The following is a 25,810-nucleotide window of genomic DNA, read 5'->3' on the forward strand; positions in this document are numbered from 1 at the left end:
TGCCGGCCGGAAGGCTGTGACACTCACACTACCTCGCGAACTTCAACGCAGCATGCCCCAGAATTTGATAGCACTGTCTGCGCGCATTCACTAATGCATGTACCGGAAACCCATGCCAACCGGGCTTGCACAGGCAAGCCTGACCGGACTTGAAACTCGTACTGGCAAGCGCATCTCACGGCAAACGCCGGACATGGCTGAAACTGGTCTGGCAGCCAGGACAGAAAGAGGGGAGATGGGACGCTGCTGTACCGCGGCTACCGCCGGGCACAGGGATGCATCAGCGCAGCAGGAAGCTGGCTTGTGGTGATGATGAAATGCGAAAACCGGCCGCTGTCGAACCCGCTGGCCAGTCCCCTTGGCAAAGCGAAACACCCGATATCTCCCCTGGCGGCTTGGGCCGCACTGTCTGTTTTCCTTCAGGCAGGAGAGAAGCCCGAAGAACTGCTGCTATCCATGAAGTAACTAGGGGAAATTGTAGGCAGCTTTGTGTCGAATCAATGACCGGAAAACGACAGATGTGCTATCGCAAACCCGTGTTGCGCGGCTGTTTGAGCATGGCCTTCATGTCTTCCAGCGACACGGCGCTATTGGCTTCCAGACGCAGCTTGGGCTGCGGTTTGTAGGCGTGACCATAGACGATCTCGAAGGTCAGCGAGAGCTGTCCATCGGGCTGCTTGTCGGCCCAGTGCTGCTCAATTTTCTGCAACAGCCCGGCCTTCCAGCCACGGCCGCGCAGGCCGGCAAAACGCCCGGGGTGGAAATTGCGGCCCAGTTCGCGCAGCTCCTGCAGCAGACGCTGCGGCGTGGCGAAGGTCAGGGTGATGCGCTCCATGTCCATCACCGGTTCGGCAAAGCCGGAGTGCACCAGCATGTCGCCCCAGTCATGCATATCGGTAAACGTATGACCTGCCGGCCCCCAGCCCAGTTCGGCGTAGAGCCTGTGCAGCTGCTGCACCGTATCCGGCCCGAGGCAGGAGAACATGACATAGCCATCGACCTTGAGCGCCTTGTGCCAGCGCTCGATCAGGGTCTGCGGGTCGGCTGCGGTATGCAGCAGCATATTGGCCCAGAGCATGTCCATGCTGGCATCTGCGGGCGCCCCCATCTGCACGGCAGCCCCCTTCCAGCGCGAGAGCTGCCACCAGCGGCTGCCGAGCTTGTCCTGGGCCACCGCCTCGCGGCGGGCTACGGGTTCATAGATCGTGCATTCGGCCTGCGGATAACGCTCGCGCAGCAGATGGTGTGCCTGCATGCCACCGCGAACCGGCTCCCAGTGGCACCAGGTCTCGGGCGGCTTCACGATCCAGTCCAGGCGCTGCTGCATGCGGCTGGCCACCTCCTCGTGCAACCAGGGAGATTCGGCCGGAGCGGCCATTTGCCAATGGTTTGCAGCTGCAGAATCAATTGTGGGAGGCAGGACGTGGGACATGGGCAGACAAAAGCAGGCAGAGAGTCGAGCAAGCGAGCCGCTCACCAACTGCCGGAGTGAAGATCAATGCGGCGCGAGTATATTGATTCCATGCCCGACCTTCATGCGACATGGCTTTCACACCTGCGCCGCCAGCAGCAGCGTTGGCTGGATGCCTTGCCCAGCCAGTGCGCAGTCTGTGGACGCTGGCCGGGGCCACGCATCTGCCGCGACTGCCATGCACGCTGGGCTCAGCACAAGCACCGCTGCCACAGTTGTGCCCTGCCGCTGCCCGCTCTGGTCAGCCTCTGCGGCAACTGCCTCAAGCAACCACCCCAACTCAAGCGCTGCACCGCCGCGCTGGACTATGCCTACCCCTGGCAAAACCTCATCACACGCTACAAATTTCAGGCCGATCTGGGGTTGGTGCGCAGTCTGGGCAGGCTGATGGCCAGTCACCCCGAAGTCAGGGAGCAGCTGAGGGCCTGCGATGCCTTGCTGCCCATGCCGGCCTCCGCACAGCGCGTGCGCGAGCGCGGCTTTGACCACAGCCTGCTGCTGGCACGCTCCCTCTCGGAGCAATATGGCAGGCCTTTACCCTTGCTGAGCGAGGCTGTGCAACGCCAACATCTGGAGCTGCCCCAACATGCCTCCAGTCGGGAACAAAGACTGCGCCAGCTACGCGGCATTTTCAGCCTCGTCCCGGCTCGACAGGCTCTGGTAAAAGGGCGGGAGATTTTGCTGCTCGACGACGTGATGACCACCGGTGCCACGCTGGATGCACTGGCAGGCTGCCTGCTGTCGGCCGGCGCAGCATCGGTCAGCGCAGTCGTGCTGGCACGCACGCCTTGACCCATATTCGCCAGTCTGGAACTGCGGAGGCGGCAGCGTGGGTCAAAGCCGGGCTGCACAATAGCGCCCCATGTTTCATATCGTTCTTGTGGCGCCCGAGATCCCTCCCAACACGGGCAATGTCATCCGTCTGGCCGCCAATACGGGTTGCAGCCTGCATCTGATCGAGCCGCTGGGCTTTTCCATGGAAGACCGGCATATGCGCCGCGCCGGACTGGACTATCACGAGTACGCCAATGTGGCCCGCCACGCCAGCTGGGAAGCCTTCCTCGAAACCTGTCAGCCGCAGCGCGAGCGCATGTTCGCCATGACCACGCATAGCAGCAGCCCGGCCCATGCCATGGAATTCAAAGCTGGCGACTGGCTGGTCTTTGGTTCTGAAAGCAAAGGACTGCCACCCGAGGTGCGCGCCCAGTTCCCCAACGAGCAGCGACTGCGCCTGCCCATGCTGGCCTCTCAACGCAGCCTGAACTTGTCCAATGCCGTGGCCGTGACGGTGTTCGAAGCCTGGCGCCAGCAGGGTTTCGCGGGTGCTGCCCTTGCAGAGCCAAAGACTGCGCTTTAAGTTCCCGCCTATTGTCTCTAATTTCGGAACAATAAGTTGCGCAACAGGGGGTTTTTCTCGCAATTAGATCGTCCTAAAGTACGACTCATGGACTTGCAGCCGACCGACGATATCCGCCAGGACTGCAGGCCCGATGTACCCAAAGGACGAATCATGAAATACGCCAACCGCTTTGCCATCGTTGCCGCCCTGGCCATGTCTGCCGCCGCTGCACAGGCCGCAGGCTTTGACTTCACCGGCGACCACTACCCTCCCGAAGTTGCAGGTCAGTCCACCCTGACCCGTGCCCAGGTCAAGGCCCAGGTGCAGGACGCCATGGCCAGGGGTCAGCTGCAGCCCGTTGGCGATGCCTATCTGCCTCTGTCCCAGCAACAGCAATCCAGCAACCTCAGCCGTGAGCAAGTGCGCCAGGAAACCATTGCCGCAGGCAAGGCCGGTTTGCTGGACAACTATGGCGAATGACGGCCTCTGCGCAGCACCCTGCTGTGCAAGGTGCGGCTCAATAACAAAGCCCCAAGGCCGATGCCAAGGGGCTTTTTTCATGGCTTGAAAACTGCGCCGCGAATCAGGCCGCAGCACCAAAGCTGCGCGCCAGCGACTCAGCCACGCACACAGGCTTGTCGCTGCCCTCGCGCTCCACCGTCACCAGCCAGGTCATCTGGATGCCAGCCGGCTCGATGCGCTCCGCTGCCTGCAATGTCATGCGGGCCCGCAAGCGGCTGTTGACGGGCACCGGGGCCATGAAGCGCACACGGTTGAGCCCGTAGTTCACCCCCATCTTGGCGCCTTCGATCTTGAAAGTGCCTTCGAAAAACTGAGGCAGCAGGGACAGCGTGAGAAAGCCATGGGCAATCGGCGCGCCGAACGGCCCCTGGGCTGCACGCTCGGGATCGGTATGAATCCATTGCTGATCGCCCGTGGCATCGGCAAACATTTGAATCTGGGCCTGTGTGATGGTGATCCAGTCGCTGACGGCGACTTCCTGCCCAATCGAGGCCAGCACTTCGGAGTAGGAGCGAAAGGTTTTCATGCCCCCCAATGTAGAAGCCCCCTGCCCTGCGCCATGTCTGACGCGGGACAAGGGGCTTACCCTAGATCATTCGATCAAATATGCCGCTGACTCAATCTATTCATACGCTGGCAGCTATGCTTTTCAAAGCAGATCAGGCTTCGCTGGAACGCTGAACAAAAAACAGGCCTGTACCCACGGCCATCAGCAGGCCGCCGAACACGCGGTTCTGGTTGCGCATGGCGCGTGCGCTGCGCATCAGGCCGCGCAAGGCGCTGGCGCCTGCGGCATAGCTGTGCATCACCGTGGTGTCCACGGCCAGCATGGTCACGGCCAGAATCGCCAACTGAGGGGCCAGAGGACGGCTGGTGGTCATGAACTGCGGCAGCACGGCGACCATGAAGATGATGCCCTTGGGATTGGTGGCATTGGTCAGAAAGCCCGTCAGCACGCGCTTTTTGAGACTGGCCTCGGGCACGGCCTCTTGCGCAGCCAGCGGCGAGCCGCCCGAACGCCACTGGCTGATGCCCAGATAGATGAGATAGCCGGCGCCCACGATCTTGACGGCATTGAAGGCCCACTCGGACGCCATGAGCAGCGAGCCCACGCCGGCACCTGCTATCAACAAGATGAGCAGCAGCCCGAGCTGCAGACCCATGATGGTGGCGCTGGTCTTGCGCACGCCATAGGACAGGCCATGACTCATGGACAGCACAGCCCCCGACCCCGGCGAGACCGCGATGATCCAGGAGGCCACAAAAAAAGCAAACCAGGTGTGCAGATCCATACTCACTCCAAACGCCGATCTAAAGCGCCCATCTTAAAAGTTGCGCTGTCAACTTGCAGACGCAGGGTTGAGCAGGCGCTATAAGCACCAGGTAAACATTCGTGCCTTTTTTCTTTCTGTCAAAAATCTGACGCTTGGCTACGGGTGCCAAAATGGAATATCTCTAGGGTTAACACCACATAACATTCCCATGGAACACGGCTCTCCCATCTGGCTGACTTACGGCTTCATCTATCTTACGGCAGCGGTTCTGGCCGTCCCCATCGCCAGAGCCCTGGGCCTGGGAGCCATCATCGGCTACCTGGGCGCCGGCATTGCCATGGGCCCCTGGGGTTTTGGCCTGGTGCGCAATGTGGACGACATCCTGCACTTTGCCGAGTTCGGCGTGGTGCTGATGCTGTTCGTGATCGGACTTGAGCTGCAGCCCAAGCGCCTCTGGGAGCTACGCCGCCCCATCTTCGGCTGGGGCATGGCGCAAATGGCGGTCTGCACCGGTATTCTGTTCCTGGCTGCCTGGGCCTTTGGGCTGTCGTGGCGCGTCAGCCTGATTGCGGGCATGGGCCTGGCCCTGTCATCCACCGCTGTCTGCCTGCAGATCATGGCCGAGCGCAATCTGATGCGTACTCCCAGCGGACAGGCAGCCTTCTCCATCCTGCTGTTCCAGGACGTGGCAGCCATCCCCATCCTGGCGCTGATTCCGATTCTCGGCGCCTACAAGGTCGCCCATGCGAGCCACGGAGACAGCCATGTCTGGCTGGCCATTCTCAAGACCGTGGGCACGATTGGTGCCGTCATCATCGGTGGCCGATTGCTGCTGCAACCGCTGCTGCGCTGGATTGCGCGCAGCAAGACCCCCGAGATCTTCACCGCCACCTCGCTGCTGCTGGTCGTGGGCATTGCCATGCTGATGACGCAGGTGGGCCTGTCCATGGCGCTGGGCGCCTTCCTGGCCGGCGTGCTGCTGGCCGACAGCGAGTACCGCAGTGAGCTGGAAACCAATATCGAGCCGTTCAAAGGCCTGCTGCTGGGCCTGTTTTTCATGGCCGTGGGCATGAGCATCGACTTCGGCGTCATCCTCCAGTCCCCGTGGACCATGGCGGCCATGGTGACGGGCTTTATTGCGCTGAAGGCCGTGATGATCTTCGGTCTGGCCAGATTCATGCAGATCCCCTGGCGCGAGCGCCCGGTGTTCACGCTGATGCTGGCGCAAGGTGGCGAATTCGCCTTTGTGGTGTTTCAGACGGCGGCGCAGTACAAGGTGTTTCGCCACAGCGTCTCGTCCATGCTGGTCGCGGCCGTGGCACTGTCCATGCTGCTGGGCCCGCTGCTGCTGGTGCTGCTGGACAAACTGCTGCTGCGCCGCTTCTCCACCATCAGTGACGAGGAATGTGGCATGGAGAAGGCCCAGGAAATCTCCGAGCCTCAGGACTCGCCCATCATCATTGCCGGCTTTGGCCGCTACGGCCAGATCGTGGCTCGCGTGTTGCTGGCCCAGGGCATACGCCCGACCATCCTGGACCATAGCGTGGAAATGCTGGAGGCCGCGCAGATCTACGGCCACCGCGTGTTCTACGGCGATGCCACACGCATGGACCTGCTGCGCATCGCAGGCGCGGCCCAGGCCCATGTGCTGGTGATTGCCGTCGACACCACCGAGCAGTCCCTCAAGATAGCCAGTCAGGTGCGCAAGCATTTCCCCAACCTCGAAATCGTGGCCCGCACCCGGGATCTCAATCACTGGTTCCAACTGCGCGATCTTGGAGTCGAGCATGCCCAGCGCGAAGTGTTCGAGTCCAGCCTGATCTCGGCCCAGTCGGTGCTGGAGCTGCTGGGTCAGAGTCCGGCCGAAGCCAAACGCATCACGGCACGTTTCAGGGAGCACAATCTGGCACTGGCCGAGCGCATGTACCCGCATTACAAGGACAAGAACCAGCTGATTGCGGTGGCCAAGCAGGGCCGCCAGCAACTGGTGGAGCAGATGGCCAAGGAGCGTGCCGATCTGCTGGCCGACAACGCCGATGCACCCGATACGCCCCTGGCCAGCGAGCAAGACCACAGTCCGGCCGACGCCCGGCAGCCGTGATACGCTGCGCGCCATCATGTTCAACCCCAGTCAAGCCGATGTACGGCGATTTTTTTGCGGTGTGCGCGCCAAGATGATCAGCGGCGCGCCCATGGAGGCCATCGAGACGCTGGCCAGCCTGTGGATAGACGAGCACCCCGAGTACTTCGACGAGCTCTCCGACGTGGATGCCGCGGTGGCGCGCAACTACGATGCGGAGACCGAGCGCACCAACCCGTTTCTGCACCTGTCCATGCATCTGTCCATCAGCGAGCAGTGCAGCGTGGACTCGCCACGCGGCATACGCCAGGCCGTAGAACTGCTGACCAGAAAGCGTGATCTGCATGATGCCCATCACGCCGCCATGGAATGCCTGGGCCAGATGCTCTGGGAAAGTCAGCGCTCGGGACGCCCGCCCGATGGCGAGGCCTATGTCGCCGGAGTGCAGCGTTTGGCCACCACCGACGGCAGTTTTAAAAGTACCCCCTGATGCGCTGCGCAGCCTCCGGTGGGGGATGACACACTCGCGGCAGGGTGGCTCCAGCTCTGCCCCCCAAGCCCTGGGTACCGCCCCCCTGAGCTGCATCCCGCTCAGAAAAAGCAAAAGCCCGTCTTCACGGGCTTTTGCTTTTTCTGAGACAAGGTCTATTTCTGGCCCAGGCGGAAGTGCGGCTGCGCCACTACCTGCATCTCGCTGTCCAGGCCACCGATGTACTTGGCGAGCTGCTGCAACTCGTCGTTCTTGAACTGCTTGGCAATACCCGCCATCACGCCATTGCTGCGCCCGACGAGCGGATTGCCATCGGTTTTGTATGACTGCAAGGCGCGGAAAACATAGTCCGAATACTGCCCCGCTACCTTGGGATAGGACGGGTCAATGGGTTTCGAAAAGCCTTCACCGTGACAGGAGAAGCAGGCACCTTTTTGCAGCAGCGCCGTGACAGCAGAGTTCGCCTCCTTGGCCTTGCCATCCTTGGCCTTGCCATGACCTGCATAGAAGGCCGCCACATCGGCCATGTCCTGCTCGCTCAGCGAGTCGGCAATGCCACGCATGGTGGGGTGTTTTCGTTCGCCTTTTTTATAGGCATTCAGGGCCGAGACGATATAGGCCTCGTTCTGCCCGCCGATCATCGGCACTTTGTAAACCTCAGGGAAACTGGCCTGATAGCCGGTGATGCCGTGACAGCCTATGCACATGGCGATCTTGCCTTCACCCGCCTTTGCATCGCCCTTGACAGCCTGGGCGTTTGCGATGCCGGTCACTGATGCGACAACTACTGCCAATACCGTGGTCCAAGTTTTTATCATTTTGCGCGCACAATCCTTCAAGAGTTCAGACGGGTGCTCAAATGCCTTGCTGCAGTGCAAACGATTATGGCAGTGAGAATTTCGCACGCTTATCAATACTTACGCTGATACCGCCCATGAAGTTTCAAGGTTCCGACAAATACGTGGCCACGCAAGATCTGATGCTGGCCGTCAACGCTGCCGCTACCCTGCAGCGCCCCCTGCTCATCAAGGGCGAGCCCGGCACGGGCAAGACCATGCTGGCCGAGGAAGTGGCCCAGGCGCTGGACATGCCACTGTTGCAGTGGCATATCAAGTCCACCACCAAGGCCCAGCAAGGCCTGTATGAGTACGACGCCGTGAGCCGCCTGCGCGATTCGCAACTGGGTGACGAGCGCGTCAAGGACATTCACAACTACATCGTCAAGGGCGTGCTCTGGCAGGCCTTCACGGCGGAGCGCCCCGTGGCCCTGCTGATCGATGAGATCGACAAGGCCGACATCGAGTTCCCCAACGACTTGCTGCGCGAAATCGATCGCATGGAGTTCTATTGCTACGAGACCCACGAGATGATCCGCGCCAAACACCGCCCCCTGGTGTTCATCACCTCGAACAACGAAAAAGAGCTGCCTGACGCATTTTTGCGCCGCTGCTTCTTCCAATACATCAAGTTCCCCGATGCCGACACCATGCGCCAGATCGTGGCCGTGCACTTCCCCAAGCTGCAGGGTGAATTGCTGAACGCCGCCATGAAGGTCTTCTACGATGTGCGCAATCTGCCCGGCCTCAAGAAAAAGCCTTCGACCAGCGAGCTGATCGACTGGCTCAAGCTGCTGGTCGCCGAGGAAATTCCTGCATCGGCCCTGCAATCCGAGGAAGGCAAGGTCAGCGTACCGCCCCTGGTTGGCGCACTGCTCAAGAACGAACAGGATATGAGCCTGTTTGAAAAGCTGGTCTTCATGAACCAGCGCAACCGCTAACCTTCCTTCAGAACCGAGGAGACACAGCCCATGAGCACCGCACAACAACTGCTGCTGGAAGGCGGCTCCGACGCCATCGGCTTTGTGGGTGGAGCCCTGCTGGGCTGGGGCCTGTCCCATGTGCTGGGCCTTGACCTGTTTGCCCAGGGCTATGGTGCGGGCAGCATTGCCGCCATCGCCATGGTGGGGCTGGGCGGAGGCCTGGGGCTCAAGCTGGCCCGACTCTGGCGCAGCAAGCGCAATCCACTTTGAGTGAGCAAGTCATGACTTTTGTAGAACCTGTGACCTTGCGCGACCGCGGCGTGCGACTGGAGCCGCTGGATCTGAGCCATGAGCCTGGACTGGCAGCGGCCGCTGCCGATGGAGAGCTGTGGAAGATTCGAGTGACTTCCGTGCCCGAGCCTGACGAGGTACGCAGCTATATCGAAACCGCGCTGCTAGGCCGCGACCAGGGCCACCGCTTTGCGTTCGCCGTGCTCGACGATGCCACCGGCAAGGTGCTGGGCACGACCAGTTATCACGACATCGTTCCCGCCATTCGCCGCGTGGAGATTGGCTACACCTGGTATGCCAAAAGCGTGCAGCGCACCCATGTCAACACCTCGGCCAAGCTACTGCTGCTGGCCCATGCCTTCGGTACGCTGGGCTGCCATGTGGTGGGCTGGCGCACGGACAACTTCAACTTCGCCAGCCAGCGCGCCATCGAGCGCCTGGGTGCCAAGAAAGATGGCGTGATTCGCGGCCATGCGCTGCGCCGCGACGGCACGATTCGCGACACCGTGATGTACAGCATGCGCAGTGGCGAATGGCCTGAAGCCCGTGCACAACTGCTCTATCTTCTGGAGCAGCATGCACCCGCTGCATAAGCGCTGGAGACATTTTTCATGCTGATCGACTTCTTCTATACCCTGCGTGCCGCCAAGCTGCCTGTGTCAGTCAAGGAGTTTCTGGCCCTGCTGGAAGCACTGGACGCGGGCATCATCGGCCCCAAGAGCGAGGATCGCTGGAGCCTGGACGATTTCTATCACCTGGGCCGAACCATTCTGGTCAAGGACGAGAAGCACTACGACAAGTACGACCGCGCTTTTTCCGCCTATTTCAAGGGTGTGGAGATGCTGGCCGACCTGACCAAGGAAATTCCGCAGGACTGGTTGCAAAAGCTTCTGGAGCGCGAGCTCAGCCCCGAGGACAAGGCCAAGATCGAAGCCATGGGCTGGGACGAGCTGATGGAGACGCTCAAGAAGCGCCTGGAGGAGCAAAAGGAGCGCCACGAAGGCGGCAGCAAATGGATCGGGACGGGCGGCACAAGTCCCTTCGGTCATGGCGGCTACAACCCGGCGGGCATACGCATTGGCGGGCCGGGGCGCAACAAGAGCGCCGTCAAGGTCTGGGAGCAGCGAGCCTACCGCGACTATGACGACACCCAGGAACTGGGCACGCGCAACATCAAGGTCGCGCTGCGCCGCCTGCGCAAGTTTGCGCGCCAGGGCAGCGAACTGGAACTGGATCTGCCGGACACCATCCGCTCCACGGCAGCCAATGCGGGTTATCTCGACATCAAGATGATTCCCGAGCGGCATAACAATGTGAAAGTGCTGCTGCTCATGGACGTGGGCGGCACCATGGACGAACATATCCAGCGCGTGGAGGAGCTGTTCTCCGCCGTGAAGAGCGAGCTCAAGCATCTGGAGTTCTATTACTTCCACAACTGTGTCTACGACTTCATGTGGAAGAACAACCGCCGCCGCTTTGCCGAGAAATTCCCGACCTGGGACATCATTCGCAAGTACAACAAGGACTACAAGCTGATCTTTGTCGGCGACGCGACCATGAGCCCCTATGAAATCCTGCAGCCCGGCGGCTCGGTCGAGTACATGAACGAGGAACCCGGTGCCGAGTGGCTGCAGCGCCTGACGAACGCCTTCCCACACTTTGCCTGGATCAATCCGGAGCCACAAGGTGTATGGCAGTACCGCCAGAGCATCAGCATCATCCAGCAGTTGATGGGGGACCGCATGTACCCTTTGTCGCTCAAAGGCTTGGAAGACGCCATGCGCATGCTGTCAAAATAGGGGCATGCCCCAGACCTTGCCCTTGAAAAAGCCGGCCTTGAGGCCGGCTTTGCTTTTGGGAGCCGCCTTGCTCCTCAGCGGCTGCAGCCTGCTTTCCCCCAAAGACAAAGAAGCCGAAGCCATGGGCATCGACACCAGCGGTCCCCCCGCTTTCACGCTGGAAGTCGATGCCCCAAAACAAGTCCGTGCGCTGCTGGAGCAGCATCTTGAACTCAAACGTTTTCGCCACCAGCCCGATCTGCAGCGCCGCGAGCTGACGCGCCTGCTTGGCGCAACCGATGCCAACGTACGCGAGCTGATAGGCACCCTGGGCTATTTCAGTCCCACGGTGACCGTGGAGCTGACCGATACCCCCGAGGAAGACGCACCGCGCAAAGTGGTGGTCAAGGTCGATCCGGGCCCGCCCACCATCATTGACAAATCCGAGGTGCGGTTTACCGGCGTCAATGCCAGCGACGAGCTAGGGACTTCTCAGCGCCTGCAGATCGAGGAAACCTGGCCGCTGCAGAGCGGCGAGCAATTCTCGCAATCGGCCTGGAGCAGCGCCAAGAGCGGTGGTCTCAAGGAACTGCAAAAGCGCCGCTATCCGCTGGCCCGCATAGATACCAGTCTGGCCGATGTGGATGCCGACACCAACAAGGCCCAGGTCAGCGTGAGTTACGACCCCGGCCCGGCCTATACCTTCGGTCCGCTGCAGATTGATGGTGCCGAGCGCTACGACCCGGTGCGCACGGCACGTATTGCACGCCTTCCGGAAGGCCAGGAATATGACTTGCAAAGCATGCTCGATGCGCAGCAGCGCCTGGTCAGCAGCGGCTACTACGACTCGGTATTTCTTTCGCTGGCCGATTCGCCGCAACAGGCTGCTACCGAGGCCGAGCGCGACGAGCAGCGCAAGAATCAGGGCACAGCCATCACCTCGCCCGTGATTGCCAAGGTGCGCGAGGCCAAGCTGCAGAAATGGGTGTTTGGTGTGGGTCTGAGCACGGACACCGGACCTCGTCTGTCCATCGATCACACTTACAACAAGGTTCCCGGTCTGAACTGGCGCGCCGTCAGCAAGCTGCAGCTGGACAGGAAGAACCCGCTGATCTCCACCCAGCTGGTCGGCCTGCCCGGTGAAGACCTCTGGCGCTGGTTTGCCAGCGGCAAGCTCGAGCGTGCGCCAGCAGGCGACTTCAACACCAATAGTGCGCAGATGCGCTTTGGCCGCTCCAAGGCAGAAGACCGCATAGAGCGCAATTTGTACCTGCAGTACGACTACGCCAAGACCCAGGGAGCAGGTGCTCCGCCCGGCGCCTCCTCGCTGCTGGCCAACTATGGCTGGACGGCCCGCTATTTCGACAACAACCTGTTGCCTACCTCGGGCTTCGGTCTGGCCCTGGAAGCCGGTGCCGGCACCACGCTGACGCCGCAGCGCTCGCCGTTCGGGCGCCTCACGGGCCGCTGGCTCAGCCTGATACCGCTGGGCGAGCGCGACGAGGAAACCAGGCGCCACAGCCGCCTGCAGCTCAAGGCGGGAGTCGGCGCCGTCATGGCCAAGAAAGATGTGGATCTGCCCACCACCATCATGTTTCTGACCGGTGGCGACAACACGGTGCGCGGCTACGGCTATCAATCGATTGGCGCACGCACCGACAACGGCCGTGTGATTGCGGGCCGCTATCTGGCAATGGGCAGCGTGGAATGGCAGCGGCCCATCACCATCAAGGGAAATACGCAGGACTTCGAGCACGCCGTCTTCATCGATGCCGGCACCGTGGGCGATGACATCAACCGGCTCTACACCCGCGTCGGCTTTGGCACCGGCATCCGCTGGAAAAGCCCGGTCGGTCCGATTCAAGCAGATCTCGCCTGGGGCGCTCAGGAGCAGCAGTTGCGCCTGCACCTGCGTCTGGGCTTCACGTTTTAAGCATGGCAGAACAAGACACAACCCCTAGCGCCAAGACCTCCTCCCCAGCCCCCAGACGGCGCCGCTGGCTGCGCGCACTGGGCTGGACTATTGCAGCGGCCCTGCTCGCCCTGGTGCTGGCACTTGGCAGCCTGCTGTGGTGGATTGGCAGGGATGACTCACTCAACCAGACACTGCAGCGCGTGGCGGGCTGGCTGCCAGCCGACCAGAGCCTGGTGGCCAAGGAGGTCACGGGCAGCGTCAAGAACGGCGGCCGTATCGGCTGGCTGAAATGGCAAAGCCCGACCATGCAGGTCGAGGTCAATGAAGCACAGATCGGCTGGCAGTTCAGACCTTTGCTGCTGTCGCGCACGCTCAAGCTGGGCGAAGTCCATATCGCCGAGTTGCGCATTGCCAGCACCCCCGACCCCGACAAACCCGCCAGCGAACCACTGCAGTCGCTGACTCTGCCCGTGAAGATAGAGCTGCCCTTCAGGATCGATCAGATCATCTGGCAAGGCCCGCCTGAAGCCGTGGTTCAGGACCTCCGCGGTCGCTATGAATACACGGGCACAGACCACGAACTCAAAGTCAGCAGCCTGCGCTTTGCCCAGGGCGCCTACCAGGCACAGCTGAAATTGCAGGGTGCCGCACCCATGTCCTTGCAGGCCGAGGCAACAGGCGATGTGCAAATGCCCAACCCGCTGGACAAAAGCGATGACGCAGTCAACACCGTTGCCGTGCAGGCCAGGGTGACAGCAGAAGGCACGCTGGCCACCGAAGCGGCCCGGCTGGAGATCAAGGCCAGTGCCAGCGCAGAGACCTCCGGCTCCGGCACAGACACTCAAGTAAAAACAGCTCTCGACCCCAAACTCAAAGGCAACCCGCAGCCCTCAGTCTCGACGTCCGGGCCAGCAGCAGATACAGCCCCCGTGCAGGCGGATGTGGAGGCCAGCATCATGCCCTGGCGCAGCCAGCCGCTGCTGGCAGCCAAGGCCAGACTCCACAATCTCGATGTCTCGGCCTTCTGGCCTCAAGGACCCCGCACCCTGTTGACCGGCCAATTGCAGGCGGGCCCCGACGAAACGGTAGCTCCAGCTACGAACCTGGAGGCCCAGCCCTGGAATCTGAACACCAGTTTCAGCAACGCGCTGCCCGGCCCCTGGGACCGGCAGCGCCTGCCGGTGTCCGAGCTGACAGCCCGGATCGATTTCGATGGCCAGCGATGGCAGGTCGACGACTCTCGTATCCAGATCGGCAAGGGCCATATCGCACTCGGCGGCCAGTTCACCCCGAGCACCCAGTTGTTTGAAGGCCTGGCTGTTGTGGAACAGCTCAACCCTGCCGATCTCTACAGCACTCTGGAAGCAGCCCCTCTGGAAGGCGAGATCAGCGCCAAGGCTGTGCAAGCCGAACCTGGCAGCGGCGATGCCGCTGCCAACAAGATTGTGTTTGCCGCCAATCTGCAGGCAGCGGGCGGCAAGCGCGACAGCAAGGCGCTGCGCATTCAGACACTGACTGCCCAAGGTCAGTGGCAGGCCCCGCTGCTGCAGCTGGAAAAGCTGCAGCTGGAAGCCCTGCAGGCCAGCGTCAATGCCCAGTCCGTGGAGTTCAATACCGAAACCCAGCAGGCCAAGGCTCGACTCAAGGCTACGGCGCCCGGTGCGCAGCTGAACTTTGACGGGCAGATGAGTCCTGCCAGCGGCGCTGTCCAAAGCCAGCTGCAGCTCAGCTCCATGAGGACACTCACGCAATGGTTGCGCAAGCTGCCGGGCGTCAAGGATCCGCTGGGCGGTGCTCAACTCGATGGCAGCGCAGATCTACAACTGGCTCTGAAGGGCGGTTGGGAAAATCTGCTCAAGCGCTTGAGCGCCCCCCATGGTGCAGCCATTCCCGCCAGCGGCTTGCAGATTCAGGCCAAGCTGCGCGCCGAGAAAATTCGTTATCTTCCTGCCGGCACCGCAGTCGACCAGGGCGCCGTCTTGCCCGCGCTTGCACTGAACATTGACGGCAGCCCCGAAAATGCCAGGATCGGTCTGACCACACAAGCCCAGCAAGCTGGCAAGAGCATACAGATCGACACCGCTTTGCAAGCCGGCCTTACAGGCGGCAAGACCATGGCACCGCTGGACTGGCAGGTCAGTCTGGAAAAGCTGCAGGCCCAGTTCACACCCGACAAGAACAAGCCCGGCCCCTGGGTGGCGCAGTTGCAAGCCGGTGCCCCCGTGCAGATCAAGCAGCGCACCAGCGGCAGCACGGTGCTGAGCACCGTCTATCAGTTCAGCGCCGGCAAGCTGCAGATCACGCCCCCGAAGTTGGGTATCAGACGTACCAGCAGTGAGCCGCTGGCACCTGTGCAGCTGGCATGGGATGAGGGCTCCTTCACCCGTACCGGCAGCGGCCAGTGGGGGCTGCGCAGCGCAGGGCGGGCCCTTGGAATTCCGCTGGCCTGGGTCGATGCATTCAGTCTGGGCGATGATGAGCCACCGCTGGAAGCGGCCGGCATTTCCGGCGACCTGAGCTTCAACGCGCGCTGGAACCTGGACACATTGGGTAAGGATCTCAAGGCCGATCTCACGGTCGAGCGCGCCGCAGGCGATCTGCGGCTGGCAGTGGACGATGGCTCCAGCACTACCGTCATCCAGACTACCGGCCCCACCGCCAAACGCGCCGGCGGGACACGTACGCGCCAGATCGGCGGCGCAGGCATGCGCTCGCGCATCAAGGACGTTCGCCTCAACGTACAGGCACTGGGTAATCAGGTCAACGCCAAGCTACTCTGGGAGAGCGAGCGTGCAGGCACGCTCAGCGCCGACCTGCGCACCCAGCTCAGCTATCAGCAAGACGGCTGGACGCTGCCCGCCACGGCGCCTCTGTCCGGTCAGTTGCACGCAAATATGCCAGACATGGGACTGTGGGCCCTGTTTGCGCCACCGGGCTGGCGCATTCAGGGCACGCTGGCGGCGGACGCCAGCATCAGCGGCACCTTGCAGGACCCCAAGTGGCAGGGCGATATCAAGGCCGATGGGCTCAATATCGTGTCTCTGCTCGATGGCGTAGACCTGCGCGACGGCATTCTGCGCGCCAAGCTGCAAGGCACCAGGCTGGACATCACCGAACTGCGCCTCAAGGGCGGAAAGGGTAGTCAGGCGCGCATTCTGGGATATAGCGGCAATCTGACCCGTGCACCCGAAGACGGCGGCCAGCTCACCGGCACGGGATATGCCCAGTTCACACCGCCGGGTACAGGGAGCGAATCAGGCCTGAGCATGAATCTGCAGGCCAAGGCCAGCAAGCTGCAGGTGCTTGTGCGCGCCGACCGTCAGGTCAGCGTCTCCGGCGATCTGCAGGCCAGACTGGAGCAAGGCCAGTTCACGCTGCGCGGAGACCTCAGCGTCGACAGAGCTTCCATCATCCTGCCCGAAGAATCCGCACCGTCGCTGGACAAGGATGTGGTGGTGCGCTCGGCGGCATCGCGCAAGGCCGAAGAGGAAGAGCGCCAGCGCGCCGAGCAGCAGGCCCGCAAGGATCAGGCCCGAGCCACGCCGCGCAAGGTGCCCGACATTCTCGTCAAGCTCGACATGGGCCGTGACTTTGCGCTGCAAGGCTTTGGCATCACCACGCGACTGCTGGGCCAGCTTGAAGTGCGAGGTGCCAGCTACATCGGCGGCCCGCCCAGCGTGACCGGAGAGATCCGTACCGAGCAAGGTCGCTACCGTGCCTGGGGACAATCGCTGAATGTGGAAACCGGGCTGATCCGCTTCAATGGCCCCTACAACAACCCCTCGCTGGACATACTGGCGCTGCGCCCGAATATTGCCGTCAAGGCCGGTGTACAGGTGCTGGGCACGGCCAGTGCGCCACGCGTGCTGCTGTACTCTGACCCGGCCCTGCCCGACGCGGAAAAGCTCTCCTGGGTAGTCATGGGCCGCGACCCCGCCTCCGGCGGGGCCAGCAGCGCACTGCTCCAGCAGGCCGCCATGGCCTTGCTGGCTGGCGGCAACAGCTCAAGCGGCAAGATCGCGGGCAGCCTGGGTCTCGATGAAGTTGGTTTCAAGGGGGGCGGGGACGGTACGGATGCAGCGGGCGCTGCGCTGACCATGGGCAAGCGCATCTCGGACAAGCTCTATCTGACCTACGAGCAGAGCCTGTCGGGAGCCATGGGCATCATCTACATCTTCTACGACCTGTCGCGCAGCGTCACCTTGCGCGCCCAGACCGGCATGACCAGCGCCATGGACATCGTCTATACCGTTCGCAAGGACTAAGCATGAAATATGCCTCTATCCCTTTACTGTTAATCGATAACAGCTATCAATTCTGAAATGCCACGCAGCCGCACCACGCTGGAGCAAGCCGCCGGCAAGCTCATACTTCGCATCCAGCAGGAATGGATGCAGGAGCTGGGCGAGCCCGCGGCGGAAGACAGCGAGCAAGTCATGAACCGCGCCCATGACTTGCTTGTGGCCGCATCGGCCGGCCGGCTCATCCAGGGGCTGCAGCAGCAGTCGATTGAAGAATTTCTGGGCAGGGAATGGCTACGCCGCCATCCTGAGGTGCAGCCATTCGTCAATGCCCTGGCCGAGCAACTGCAGTCCTGATCCATCTATACAGGCCCTCAGCGGCCTGCTGCCACGCCTTATTTGACGTAGGAACGCAGCACCTTCACGACCAGCTCCAGGTCCTGCTCACGCTGCTCGGCCGTCGCGGCCTCGGCACCCAGATGCTCGCGCACATGGCCTTCGAGCAACTCCAGCATCAAACCATTGACGGCCCCGCGCACAGCCGCCAGTTGCTGCAGCACCACGGCACAGTCCTGCCCTTCTTCCAGAGCTCGCTCAAGGGCCTGTGTCTGTCCCTTGATACGGCGAATGCGCGCGAGCAGTGGCTTTTGATTCGAAACGGTATGCGACATAAGCAGGAATTGTAGTCCTCATGCCGGCATGGAAAATATACTGGGGTAGAGTATATGAAAACACGCCAATCATGACCTCATACACCGACTCCCCCCTGACCCGGCAGCACTCCCACAGCTTTGACCAAGGCAATCCGCTGGGTGAAAAAAATGCCAAGCTGGCCATGCTGCTGACGCTGTCCATGATGGTGCTGGAAATCACCGCTGGCTATTACTTCAACTCCATGGCCCTGCTGGCCGATGGCTGGCATATGAGTTCACACGCGCTGGCGCTGGGTCTGTCCGTCAGCGCCTATGCCGCTGCGCGCAAGCTGGCCAATGACAGACGTTTCAGCTTCGGTACCTGGAAGATAGAAATCCTGGCGGGCTACACCAGCGCCATCTGCCTGCTGCTGGTTGCCGCCCTGATGGCTTTTGAATCCATACAACGCCTGCTCTCGCCTGCCGCCATTCACTATCAGCAGGCCATAGGCGTGGCAACTCTTGGCCTGTTGGTCAATCTGGCCTGTGCCTGGCTGCTCAAGGACGGACACCACCATCACCACGGCCATGAGCACCACAGCGATCATCACCATGGACACGACCATGCGCATGGCGACCTGAACCTGCGCTCCGCCTATCTGCACGTGATTGCAGACGCAGCCACATCGGTCATGGCCATCGCAGCGTTGCTGGGCGGCATGCTCCTGGGCTTTGCCTGGCTGGATTCGGTCATGGGCCTGGTCGGCTCCATGATGGTCGCTGCGTGGGCCTTAAGCTTGCTGCGCGATAGCAGCCGCGTGTTGCTCGATGCCGAAATGGATGCCCCCGTCGTGGAAGAAGTGCGTGAAGCCATTGCGCAAGGTCCGCAACCCGTCACCATCACCGACCTGCATGTCTGGCGCGTAGGCAAGAACCACTATGCCTGCATCATCGCAGTCGAGGGCGCAGCCACGGTCACCCCCGACTACATCCGCCAGTTGCTGTCGGTACACGAAGAACTCACCCACGTCTCTGTCGAAGTCAACAGTACAGAGCTGACATAAATAAGTCGGTTGGAATCCGCAGGCTGGCAACACGGGTAGAATCCAGCGTCCCTCCCCGTAGTTCAATGGATAGAACGGTCGCCTCCTAAGCGACAGATACAGGTTCGATTCCTGTCGGGGGGACCAAATTCAAGGCCGCGAAGGTGCATAACCTTCCGGCCTTTTTCTTTTTTCCCTCTATAGACCTCAATTTGAAGTGTGCCGAAGTCCGTGGAAGTGTGCCGCAATCCGAAGGTGTCTGGGGGTACATTTGGAGGCACAAAATTTCAAACTGGGGGCACATTCCAACTGCCTCCAGTTCTTGCCCCCAGGCTTCATCCCCCCGTCGCCCACCCCCTGCCCGCATCGGCGTGAATATCGACCAGCCCTTGTCTGGCGGCTGGTATATGAGTCATGCTTTTCTCCCCAGGTAGCAACAGGAACGCGGGCCGCTCAATGCAAAACGCCCATACGCATGCGAACTTCGCAGTCAAGCCTTGGCACGCGGCTTGAAGAGATGGATGGTTTCGCTGCGGGCAAGCATCTCCACCAACTGAGCGATGCGTCTGGCGCGCGTCTCGGCTTTCGCGGCAGTCTGGATACGCCACAGTATCGCGTAGCGATTGGAGGCATTGATACTTGCAAAGAAGGTCTTGGCCGCCGGCTCGGCCTCCAGTGCAGCCTGCAGATCCTCAGGCACCGTGGACGTACGCGCACCGTCGTAGGCCCGCGCCCAGCGCCCGTCAGCCTTGGCCGCCTCTATCTGAGCCTGACCCGGAGCCTGCATACGCCCCGCTTCAATGAGTGCCTGTACCTTGTTGACATTGATTCTCGACCAAACACTTCGCGCGCGCCTCGGCGTGAAGCGCTGAAGATAGTGTTGATCATCAAGACTTTTCTTCTGTCCATCGATCCAGCCCCAACACAGCGCAATCTCCACCGCTTCGGGGTAGGTGACACTGGGCTCGTTGGAGCCTCGCTTGGCGATCTTGAGCCAGAGGCCTTCGGAAGTAGCGTGATTCTTCTTCAGCCAGGCCTCGAAGGCTTTGGCGCTCTTGAACAGGGTTGGTGCAAGTTCGAGCGGGATTATGGATTTGACGGTAGGCATCACCTGGTCCTATGCGACATGTGCATCAGCGCGACTCATAGCATTGAGGCAGGAGCCTAGTTGATGGTGGGGTAAGACAAGTTTAACCAGAGCTCCCAGCCCATGGCAGTCGCAAAATGCCCCATGACTTCGCCCCCAGACCAGGGACTTGAGCAATCACAGCAACTGCGCAAGCAATCCTGTCAGCCCTGCCGCCACAATGACGTAGATGACATTGATCTTGAAGCGGAGCAACGCGATACCGGCTGCCAGACCAATGGCAATCGACGGCCACTCTATGTGTCCTGCGAAGCCTTGGGGCCAAACTACATGGTAGGCAAAGAAGACCGCTAGATTCAGGATGACACCCACGACCGCAGCGGTGATTCCGACCAATGGCGCAGTGAATTTCAGATTGCCGTGGGTGGACTCGATAAAGGGACCACCCAGGAAAATGAAAAAGAACGACGGCAGAAAAGTGAAGAAGGTCACGATCACTGCTGCGACGATTCCAGCGAGCAGCAGCGAATCCACACCGAAGATCGCTTTTGTCCAGCCGCCCACAAAAGCTACAAAGGACACCACCATGATGAGAGGGCCCGGAGTGGTCTCCCCCAAAGCCAGGCCATCGATCATTTGTGTTGCAGTCAACCAATGGAAGTTCTCCACCGCACCTTGGTAAACATAGGGAAGCACCGCATATGCGCCACCAAAAGTCATCAGCGCAGCCTTGGTGAAGAACCATCCCATTTGTACCAGCGGTGATTCCAGACCAAACGCCGTGGCGAGCACGCCCATTGTGCTGCCCCACAGCGTCAGGCAGACCAGCGACACCATCCAGAATCCTCGCCAGGAAAATTGCGCATGCGGTGGAGTGGGAGTGTCGTCATCGATCAATGCGGCCCCGACTGGCTCACGCACATTGCTTTTTTCATGGCTGGAGCCACCAAAGGCCTCGGGACGCAATTTACCGCCGATGAAGCCGATGGCTGCAGCCGCAATGACGATGAGCGGAAACGGAACATTGAGCGCGAAAATGGCGAGAAACGCAGCAGCCGCAATTCCCCAATGCCAGCTGCTCTTGAGCGACCTGGAGCCCACTCGGTAGGCTGCCTGTGCCACAAGCGCCGTCACAGCGGGCTTGATGCCATAGAAAATGCCTGCAATGACCGGCATGTCCCCGTGGGCCATATACAGCCAGGCCAGAGCAATGATGATGAACAACGATGGCAGGACAAAAAGAACCCCTGCCAAAATGCCGCCCCATGTCCGGTGCAGCAACCATCCCAGATACGTTGCAAGTTGCTGAGCCTCGGGCCCCGGCAGCAGCATGCAATAGTTCAGGGCGTGGAGAAATCGCTTCTCGGAAATCCATCGACGGCGGTCTACAAGCTCCTCATGCATGAGTGCTATCTGACCTGCGGGGCCGCCAAAGCTGATGAATCCCAGCTTCAACCAGAAGCGCAGCGCTTCTGAAAGCGAAAGAGAGGCCGGCGCAACCGGGTCGGTGGGCCTGGGCAAAGCGGTGTCCATAAAAACTCCATAGAGAATATCCAGCTCTTGGACGGGACACCGTCTACCCTTGCGGGACGGGAGGCTGCTTTCCCGATGTGGAAATTCTAGCCCAGTCGCCCGAGATCTCATGCACGCCGAGGACAAAGTCTGCAGCTGCCAAGAGCAGCGCCAGCACATGGAGCAGAGCCGTACTTGCTGTGCGCCACAAGGAAATGCATCTCCGCCTCCAACGCCCAGAGCTCCTTCGCGGCAGATCTCTCGCGCAGATGAAGGCATCGAGCGCCGGAATTCCGCCCTTGAAGAACACCGTAGCTCGGATCACCAGAACCATCATCACCGATGGCGCTGCTTTCAACCTTCAGGCCGCCTTCACAATCGACGAGACATCCAGCACATACATCTGACGCCGGCTCTCATGCACCGAGTCAATGCATACCTGCTTGCCATCACGACTCCAACGTGGATGCAGGTCACAGCGGTTTTCCTTGCTCAGCTCCGGAGTGGCATAGAAACTGCCCAGATTGCGACGCTCGCCGGTCTGCATGTCGAAAAGGAACAGAAAGCGCTCGTGCGTCCTGTCATCCGGATAGGTGTCACTCAGCATCCAGCGGGTACTCACCGGCGAGAACGTCATATGGCCGTTTTCCACCAGTACATCGCGGCCAATCACTTTCACCTCGCCTCCTTCAACATCGTGATAGAGGTGGTAGTGAATCTCGCCGGCATGCGGCCCCCAGACAATGATGTGCTCGTTGTCCTGCCACAGAGGATGAGAGATCTGGTATTCCGACTTTTCATAGTCAAACGTGCCTACGGCATTGGGGTCGAAGTCGTCAGCCAGTTGAGGCAGCGGATGGTCAGAGCACTCCAGCAAGCGCATGTCCGAACCGTCCGGGTTCATGGTGATCAGGCGATGCAGAAAGCAGGTCTCATCCTTCACACGCTCTGTCCAACGATGCAAAAACAGGATGCGTGAAGAAGCCGGGTTGATCTCCATATGGCTGACCCAGTGGATGGCCTTGTCCATCGACGACACATGATGGAATGCCTTGAGTTGCTCATAGCTGACCAGCAACCGGGAATCACCTGTCGCCAGCTCCATGCGCCAGATGCCGTCATCGGCGGGCGCCAGAGGCAATTCGAAAGGCTGGCCCGGCTCGCTGTAACCAATGGTCTCGTGCGTGATGTACAGGCGCCGGTAGTTGACCGACAGCGCCCAGGCACTGCTGGGTGCCACCACATACACGGGCATGGGCAAAACTCGGCGCTCTTGCGTATCCACATCCACCACCACGGCGCCAAAGCCCGGGTAACGAGCGGACATATCGCCCGTGCGATCGTTATAGATCAGCTTGCGGCCCGGTTCGCCGTCTAGCCACTGCAGCTGGCTGCCCATCTGGAAGTTCCAGGCACCGGTCTCGCCCACTGCGTGAAAGCGGTCACCGTCCTGAGTGTCGAAATAGCCAATCGTGGCCTTGACCTCTGGCGTCAGGTAAATGTCCATCCAGGGTGTTTGTTGGGCCGCCAGCAGGCTATTGCTTCTGTCCCAGTTGGACTTGTTGTAGTAGCCAAAGAAGTGATGAAGGCTGCCGTCACCCACGCGTCGGCAGGGAGCAAAAGAAGAATGAGAAGAGGTCGTCATTGGATATCAAGCAGTAGCGTCGCAGCCACTGGCTGCGACTCGAAAGCGATGCAGGGCATGAAGAAGCCCGGCTCTGGTCAGTTCGCCGTAATCTTTCCGGCAGCGATCACCTGGTCCCAACGCTGCTTTTCCCTGGCCACAAAGCTTTGCGCTTCTGCCAGAGTATTGGCTACGGCACTCATCCCTTGATCCTGCAGACCCTTGCGGAATTCGGGCGTATTGACCACCTTGCGGATATCTTCGCTGAGCTTCTGCACCACGGCCTGAGGCACCTTGGAAGACACGGCGACCGTGGTCCATGATGTGGCCACATAGTCCTTCATTCCGGCCTCGCTGGTCGTCGGCACATCCGGCAATGCCGCCAGGCGTTCATTGCCGGTCACCGCCAGCGCCTTGAGCTTGCCGCCCTTGACATGAGCCAGCACTGTCGGAGGGTTCTCGAACATCAGCTGGATCTGGCCGCCAAGCAAATCGTTGAGCGCTGCAGAGCTTCCACGATAGGGGACATGAACAATGGGAGCGCCGGACTGGAGCTTGTACAGCTCTCCCATCATGTGAACCGACGATCCCACGCCGGCAGAGCCAAAATTGATGCTGCCTGGATCCTTCTTGGCCAACGCGGTCAGCTCCTGCAGATTCTTGACCGGCAGATTGGGGGTTGCCACCACCACATGAGGCATTTCTGCCAGCACGGTGACAACGCGCAACTCCTTGGCAGGGTCGTAAGGCAGTTTTTTGTAGACCGCGTAAGCAGCATGCAATCCGATGGAGCCCACCATCAGCGTGTAGCCATCCGCCGGTTGATCGGACACGTATTTCCCACCCAGATGGCCGCCTGCGCCAGGCTTGTTCTCGACCACCACGGCTTGATTCCACATACGGCCGAGCCTGTCGGCAAGCATACGGGCCTGCACGTCGGAGCTGCCACCCGCAGTGAACGGCACGATGATGCGAATTTGACGAGCAGGATCGGGATATGCGGAGCTGCCTTCAGCCCAGGCCGAGCCGACGCTCGCCAACGTTGCGGCAGCCAGCACTCCCAGACACAGAGAGCGACGAGCGTTAATGCAAACCATCTAATGACTCCTTGGATTGATTGATGCGCCCTCAATTCCTGAAAACGCATGCACTTATTCGTATGGAAGTCAGTGTAGAAAGCCTAACTTACTCGGAAAAATTCATTTTTCAAACTCATCTATACGCAGTTGGTATACCCTTTCCCCTCAGCATCAAACCGCCTGCGCCATGTCACGTCCTTTGAGTTTTAAAGAAATTGAAGCATTTCGTGCCGTGATGCAAACCGGCACCACGACCGCTGCTGCGCAGCTGCTGCACACCACGCAGCCGTCCATCAGCCGTCTGCTGGCTCAGATGCAGACCGGCGCGGACCTGAAGCTGTTTGATATACATAAAGGGCGGCTGCGCCCGACTGCAGAGGCACGGGAGCTCTTTTCGACGGTGCAGCAACATTTCGTAGGTCTGGACCGCATTGAGCGTGACCTTCAGGGGCTGCGGCAGTTCGGTGCAGGCACTCTGCGCATAGGCTGCACCCCAGCACTGGGACTCTCCATCGTTCCTGCAGCCCTGCACAATTTTTTGACGCACTACCCGGGTACACACATCAGCCTGCAGACGCTAGGCACTACACATCTTCGGGAAGGACTGCTGTACGGCCAGTTTGACCTGGTCGTCAGTACCATGGCCATTGGCTCACCTGAACTCAACGCCAGCGTGCTGCATCAGACCCGGGCAGTGTGCGTCATGCATCCAGACCATCCGCTTGCGCAGCGCTCCAGCCTGCATGTCAAGGACCTGGAGAACCAGCTGCTGCTGACCTTGAATTCGGACGACAACATCTACCTGCAGCTTCAGCGAACCATGCTCGAGCATGACGTCCGCCCCGGCTCAACCGTCGAAACCACTTACTCCTCCACCATCTGCTGCCTCGCTGCGCAAGGTACGGGCTTGGGCGTCGTGAACCCCTATGTGGCGGCAACGTTTGCCTCAAGCCTCTGCATCAAACCGTTCCTGCCCGAGTGCTCGGTAGAGGTGGTGCTGGCACTGCCCGGTCATTCGGCACCTTCGGAACGCACGCAATGCTTCGTCGAGGAGTTGCAAAAACAGCTGGCACCATAACCCTGAGGCAAAGGCCAACCACTCAAGAAAACTCCACTGTCAGATGACGGCGAACGCCAAATGCGCCTCAAAGGTCTGCGCCTGCAACCGAGCACATGCGCATGGATGCGGTTGAATTCCGGCGATAGTCAGAGGTTCTCTTACCGGGCCTTGCATTGGATCGGCACCATGCGGCCGACCTCTACCGTCAGATCCAGTCCTTTTCCTCGGATGGTATTGGGCCCGTTGCTGTAAATAAATCCGGAGCCGCTTGGCTGCTGTGGGAGCTCTATGCCTTGACCACCGCGTATCAAGACTGCTTTGCTGTTGGCAGGCGAGAAACGCACCGAAATGGATTCTCCGTTTGCACAGGTGAATGCCACTTCACGGTCTGCATCTTGAGACGGTGCAGAACTGCAGGCACTGACGGCGATTGTGGCGAACATGGCAAGTCCGATGACTTTCATAGACTTCTCCCGCGATATTTCAAGGCAAGACTCAAGCAGCCATGAAGAACGCTTGTGTCTGGTGGCACTTCCAACACTTGGCAGATCACCTTTGTCTCGACAGATTGGGATGTCCCAACCTGGTACAAGCTCTTGCCAGCGAGTCAGAC

General features: G+C 60.6%; 24 protein-coding genes and 1 tRNA gene. 15 read left to right on the forward strand and 10 right to left on the reverse strand.

Translation table 11 applies throughout. The annotated features are described in order from the left end of the window. Positions 1-523: 523 nt before the first annotated feature. On the reverse strand, positions 524-1,378 hold the full coding sequence (locus tag CTR2_RS23155) for a class I SAM-dependent methyltransferase (RefSeq protein ID WP_409021347.1): 855 nt from the start codon (positions 1,376-1,378) through the stop codon (positions 524-526). A gap of 144 nt (positions 1,379-1,522) precedes the next feature. Between CTR2_RS23155 and CTR2_RS23160 the strand changes: the two genes are divergently transcribed. The 3 genes from CTR2_RS23160 to CTR2_RS23170 all read left to right on the forward strand — a co-directional run bounded on the left by CTR2_RS23160 (position 1,523) and on the right by CTR2_RS23170 (position 3,290). Beyond that, positions 1,523-2,263 (forward strand): ComF family protein, encoded by a 741-nt coding sequence (locus CTR2_RS23160; RefSeq protein WP_254913216.1) that lies wholly within the window; start codon positions 1,523-1,525, stop codon positions 2,261-2,263. A 70-nt stretch (positions 2,264-2,333) separates the two neighbouring features. Beyond that, complete coding sequence (gene trmL, locus CTR2_RS23165) at positions 2,334-2,828, forward strand: tRNA (uridine(34)/cytosine(34)/5-carboxymethylaminomethyluridine(34)-2'-O)-methyltransferase TrmL (protein WP_087080634.1); 495 nt, start codon at positions 2,334-2,336, stop codon at positions 2,826-2,828. Between the two features lie 87 nt (positions 2,829-2,915). Further along, positions 2,916-3,290 (forward strand): DUF4148 domain-containing protein, encoded by a 375-nt coding sequence (locus CTR2_RS23170; protein WP_254913215.1) that lies wholly within the window; start codon positions 2,916-2,918, stop codon positions 3,288-3,290. 103 nt (positions 3,291-3,393) lie between these two features. On the opposite strand, the gene CTR2_RS23175 is transcribed toward CTR2_RS23170, so the two are convergent. Together CTR2_RS23175 and CTR2_RS23180 are read right to left on the reverse strand one after the other, a co-directional pair. Then, positions 3,394-3,858, reverse strand: a complete 465-nt coding sequence (locus tag CTR2_RS23175; protein ID WP_003071260.1) for a MaoC family dehydratase — start codon at positions 3,856-3,858, stop codon at positions 3,394-3,396. Between the two features lie 133 nt (positions 3,859-3,991). Next, positions 3,992-4,624: a LysE family transporter gene (locus CTR2_RS23180; RefSeq protein ID WP_034366236.1), complete on the reverse strand. Its 633-nt coding sequence runs from the start codon at positions 4,622-4,624 to the stop codon at positions 3,992-3,994. A gap of 190 nt (positions 4,625-4,814) precedes the next feature. Between CTR2_RS23180 and kefC the strand changes: the two genes are divergently transcribed. Beyond that, positions 4,815-6,707: a glutathione-regulated potassium-efflux system protein KefC gene (kefC, locus tag CTR2_RS23185; protein WP_087080632.1), complete on the forward strand. Its 1,893-nt coding sequence runs from the start codon at positions 4,815-4,817 to the stop codon at positions 6,705-6,707. A gap of 16 nt (positions 6,708-6,723) precedes the next feature. Beyond that, positions 6,724-7,176, forward strand: a complete 453-nt coding sequence (locus CTR2_RS23190) for a DUF1841 family protein (protein ID WP_053281877.1) — start codon at positions 6,724-6,726, stop codon at positions 7,174-7,176. Between the two features lie 155 nt (positions 7,177-7,331). Here CTR2_RS23190 and CTR2_RS23195 read toward each other — a convergent pair whose 3' ends face one another. Then, positions 7,332-7,994: a c-type cytochrome gene (locus tag CTR2_RS23195; RefSeq protein ID WP_087080630.1), complete on the reverse strand. Its 663-nt coding sequence runs from the start codon at positions 7,992-7,994 to the stop codon at positions 7,332-7,334. Between the two features lie 116 nt (positions 7,995-8,110). On the opposite strand from CTR2_RS23195, the gene CTR2_RS23200 reads away from it, so the two are divergent. The 7 genes from CTR2_RS23200 to CTR2_RS23230 are packed head-to-tail and all read left to right on the forward strand — an operon-like array spanning position 8,111 to position 17,517. After that, positions 8,111-8,953, forward strand: coding sequence for an AAA family ATPase (locus tag CTR2_RS23200; protein WP_087080628.1), 843 nt, complete (start codon positions 8,111-8,113; stop codon positions 8,951-8,953). A gap of 30 nt (positions 8,954-8,983) precedes the next feature. Then, positions 8,984-9,205 (forward strand): hypothetical protein, encoded by a 222-nt coding sequence (locus CTR2_RS23205; RefSeq protein WP_003071240.1) that lies wholly within the window; start codon positions 8,984-8,986, stop codon positions 9,203-9,205. A gap of 11 nt (positions 9,206-9,216) precedes the next feature. Then, positions 9,217-9,819 carry a GNAT family N-acetyltransferase gene (locus CTR2_RS23210; RefSeq protein ID WP_087080626.1) on the forward strand — a complete coding sequence of 201 codons (603 nt, stop codon included), beginning with the start codon at positions 9,217-9,219 and terminating at the stop codon, positions 9,817-9,819. Positions 9,820-9,837: 18 nt separating this feature from the next. After that, on the forward strand, positions 9,838-11,025 hold the full coding sequence (locus tag CTR2_RS23215) for a vWA domain-containing protein (RefSeq protein ID WP_054074862.1): 1,188 nt from the start codon (positions 9,838-9,840) through the stop codon (positions 11,023-11,025). A gap of 4 nt (positions 11,026-11,029) precedes the next feature. Next, on the forward strand, positions 11,030-12,937 hold the full coding sequence (locus tag CTR2_RS23220; protein ID WP_476390647.1) for a BamA/TamA family outer membrane protein: 1,908 nt from the start codon (positions 11,030-11,032) through the stop codon (positions 12,935-12,937). A gap of 2 nt (positions 12,938-12,939) precedes the next feature. Then, entirely contained in the window at positions 12,940-17,184 is a 4,245-nt protein-coding gene (locus CTR2_RS23225; protein ID WP_087080622.1) for a translocation/assembly module TamB domain-containing protein, read from the forward strand. 57 nt (positions 17,185-17,241) lie between these two features. Next, positions 17,242-17,517, forward strand: coding sequence for a hypothetical protein (locus CTR2_RS23230; protein WP_087080620.1), 276 nt, complete (start codon positions 17,242-17,244; stop codon positions 17,515-17,517). A 38-nt stretch (positions 17,518-17,555) separates the two neighbouring features. Here CTR2_RS23230 and CTR2_RS23235 read toward each other — a convergent pair whose 3' ends face one another. Further along, positions 17,556-17,831 carry a metal/formaldehyde-sensitive transcriptional repressor gene (locus CTR2_RS23235; RefSeq protein WP_003075449.1) on the reverse strand — a complete coding sequence of 92 codons (276 nt, stop codon included), beginning with the start codon at positions 17,829-17,831 and terminating at the stop codon, positions 17,556-17,558. A gap of 71 nt (positions 17,832-17,902) precedes the next feature. Between CTR2_RS23235 and dmeF the strand changes: the two genes are divergently transcribed. Both dmeF and CTR2_RS23245 read left to right on the forward strand, forming a co-directional pair. Then, positions 17,903-18,856 (forward strand): CDF family Co(II)/Ni(II) efflux transporter DmeF, encoded by a 954-nt coding sequence (gene dmeF, locus CTR2_RS23240; protein WP_087080618.1) that lies wholly within the window; start codon positions 17,903-17,905, stop codon positions 18,854-18,856. Between the two features lie 51 nt (positions 18,857-18,907). Continuing rightward, positions 18,908-18,982 (forward strand) — tRNA-Arg (locus CTR2_RS23245). 343 nt (positions 18,983-19,325) lie between these two features. Here the strand turns inward: CTR2_RS23245 and CTR2_RS23250 are convergent. From CTR2_RS23250 to CTR2_RS23265, 4 genes are all read right to left on the reverse strand, one after another. Then, complete coding sequence (locus tag CTR2_RS23250) at positions 19,326-19,943, reverse strand: YdeI/OmpD-associated family protein (protein WP_176391587.1); 618 nt, start codon at positions 19,941-19,943, stop codon at positions 19,326-19,328. 156 nt (positions 19,944-20,099) lie between these two features. After that, entirely contained in the window at positions 20,100-21,455 is a 1,356-nt protein-coding gene (gene chrA / locus CTR2_RS23255; RefSeq protein ID WP_087080614.1) for a chromate efflux transporter, read from the reverse strand. 340 nt (positions 21,456-21,795) lie between these two features. Next, positions 21,796-23,079: a TolB-like translocation protein gene (locus CTR2_RS23260; RefSeq protein ID WP_087080610.1), complete on the reverse strand. Its 1,284-nt coding sequence runs from the start codon at positions 23,077-23,079 to the stop codon at positions 21,796-21,798. Between the two features lie 77 nt (positions 23,080-23,156). Then, the gene (locus CTR2_RS23265; protein WP_087080608.1) at positions 23,157-24,155 is read right to left on the reverse strand and encodes a Bug family tripartite tricarboxylate transporter substrate binding protein; all 999 of its coding nucleotides are present in this window, start codon (positions 24,153-24,155) and stop codon (positions 23,157-23,159) included. A 169-nt stretch (positions 24,156-24,324) separates the two neighbouring features. Here CTR2_RS23265 and CTR2_RS23270 point away from each other — a divergent pair, with 169 nt between their 5' ends. Next, entirely contained in the window at positions 24,325-25,215 is an 891-nt protein-coding gene (locus tag CTR2_RS23270; RefSeq protein ID WP_087080606.1) for a LysR family transcriptional regulator, read from the forward strand. Between the two features lie 140 nt (positions 25,216-25,355). Here CTR2_RS23270 and CTR2_RS23275 read toward each other — a convergent pair whose 3' ends face one another. Then, positions 25,356-25,661 (reverse strand): MliC family protein, encoded by a 306-nt coding sequence (locus CTR2_RS23275; protein ID WP_087080604.1) that lies wholly within the window; start codon positions 25,659-25,661, stop codon positions 25,356-25,358. Positions 25,662-25,810 lie beyond the last annotated feature (149 nt).

This window comes from Comamonas thiooxydans, from assembly GCF_002157685.2.
Classification (GTDB): domain Bacteria; phylum Pseudomonadota; class Gammaproteobacteria; order Burkholderiales; family Burkholderiaceae_C; genus Comamonas; species Comamonas testosteroni_H.

What these genes read in the sequence shown, in the direction of transcription:
- CTR2_RS23155 (WP_409021347.1), bottom strand. Translation starts at nt 1,378, where the DNA reads ATGGCCGCTCCGGCCGAATCTCCCTGGTTGCACGAGGAGGTGGCCAGC.
- CTR2_RS23160 (WP_254913216.1), top strand. Translation starts at nt 1,523, where the DNA reads ATGCCCGACCTTCATGCGACATGGCTTTCACACCTGCGCCGCCAGCAG.
- trmL (WP_087080634.1), top strand. Translation starts at nt 2,334, where the DNA reads ATGTTTCATATCGTTCTTGTGGCGCCCGAGATCCCTCCCAACACGGGC.
- CTR2_RS23170 (WP_254913215.1), top strand. Translation starts at nt 2,916, where the DNA reads ATGGACTTGCAGCCGACCGACGATATCCGCCAGGACTGCAGGCCCGAT.
- CTR2_RS23175 (WP_003071260.1), bottom strand. Translation starts at nt 3,858, where the DNA reads ATGAAAACCTTTCGCTCCTACTCCGAAGTGCTGGCCTCGATTGGGCAG.
- CTR2_RS23180 (WP_034366236.1), bottom strand. Translation starts at nt 4,624, where the DNA reads ATGGATCTGCACACCTGGTTTGCTTTTTTTGTGGCCTCCTGGATCATC.
- kefC (WP_087080632.1), top strand. Translation starts at nt 4,815, where the DNA reads ATGGAACACGGCTCTCCCATCTGGCTGACTTACGGCTTCATCTATCTT.
- CTR2_RS23190 (WP_053281877.1), top strand. Translation starts at nt 6,724, where the DNA reads ATGTTCAACCCCAGTCAAGCCGATGTACGGCGATTTTTTTGCGGTGTG.
- CTR2_RS23195 (WP_087080630.1), bottom strand. Translation starts at nt 7,994, where the DNA reads ATGATAAAAACTTGGACCACGGTATTGGCAGTAGTTGTCGCATCAGTG.
- CTR2_RS23200 (WP_087080628.1), top strand. Translation starts at nt 8,111, where the DNA reads ATGAAGTTTCAAGGTTCCGACAAATACGTGGCCACGCAAGATCTGATG.
- CTR2_RS23205 (WP_003071240.1), top strand. Translation starts at nt 8,984, where the DNA reads ATGAGCACCGCACAACAACTGCTGCTGGAAGGCGGCTCCGACGCCATC.
- CTR2_RS23210 (WP_087080626.1), top strand. Translation starts at nt 9,217, where the DNA reads ATGACTTTTGTAGAACCTGTGACCTTGCGCGACCGCGGCGTGCGACTG.
- CTR2_RS23215 (WP_054074862.1), top strand. Translation starts at nt 9,838, where the DNA reads ATGCTGATCGACTTCTTCTATACCCTGCGTGCCGCCAAGCTGCCTGTG.
- CTR2_RS23220 (WP_476390647.1), top strand. Translation starts at nt 11,030, where the DNA reads ATGCCCCAGACCTTGCCCTTGAAAAAGCCGGCCTTGAGGCCGGCTTTG.
- CTR2_RS23225 (WP_087080622.1), top strand. Translation starts at nt 12,940, where the DNA reads ATGGCAGAACAAGACACAACCCCTAGCGCCAAGACCTCCTCCCCAGCC.
- CTR2_RS23230 (WP_087080620.1), top strand. Translation starts at nt 17,242, where the DNA reads ATGCCACGCAGCCGCACCACGCTGGAGCAAGCCGCCGGCAAGCTCATA.
- CTR2_RS23235 (WP_003075449.1), bottom strand. Translation starts at nt 17,831, where the DNA reads ATGTCGCATACCGTTTCGAATCAAAAGCCACTGCTCGCGCGCATTCGC.
- dmeF (WP_087080618.1), top strand. Translation starts at nt 17,903, where the DNA reads ATGACCTCATACACCGACTCCCCCCTGACCCGGCAGCACTCCCACAGC.
- CTR2_RS23250 (WP_176391587.1), bottom strand. Translation starts at nt 19,943, where the DNA reads ATGCCTACCGTCAAATCCATAATCCCGCTCGAACTTGCACCAACCCTG.
- chrA (WP_087080614.1), bottom strand. Translation starts at nt 21,455, where the DNA reads ATGGACACCGCTTTGCCCAGGCCCACCGACCCGGTTGCGCCGGCCTCT.
- CTR2_RS23260 (WP_087080610.1), bottom strand. Translation starts at nt 23,079, where the DNA reads ATGACGACCTCTTCTCATTCTTCTTTTGCTCCCTGCCGACGCGTGGGT.
- CTR2_RS23265 (WP_087080608.1), bottom strand. Translation starts at nt 24,155, where the DNA reads ATGGTTTGCATTAACGCTCGTCGCTCTCTGTGTCTGGGAGTGCTGGCT.
- CTR2_RS23270 (WP_087080606.1), top strand. Translation starts at nt 24,325, where the DNA reads ATGTCACGTCCTTTGAGTTTTAAAGAAATTGAAGCATTTCGTGCCGTG.
- CTR2_RS23275 (WP_087080604.1), bottom strand. Translation starts at nt 25,661, where the DNA reads ATGAAAGTCATCGGACTTGCCATGTTCGCCACAATCGCCGTCAGTGCC.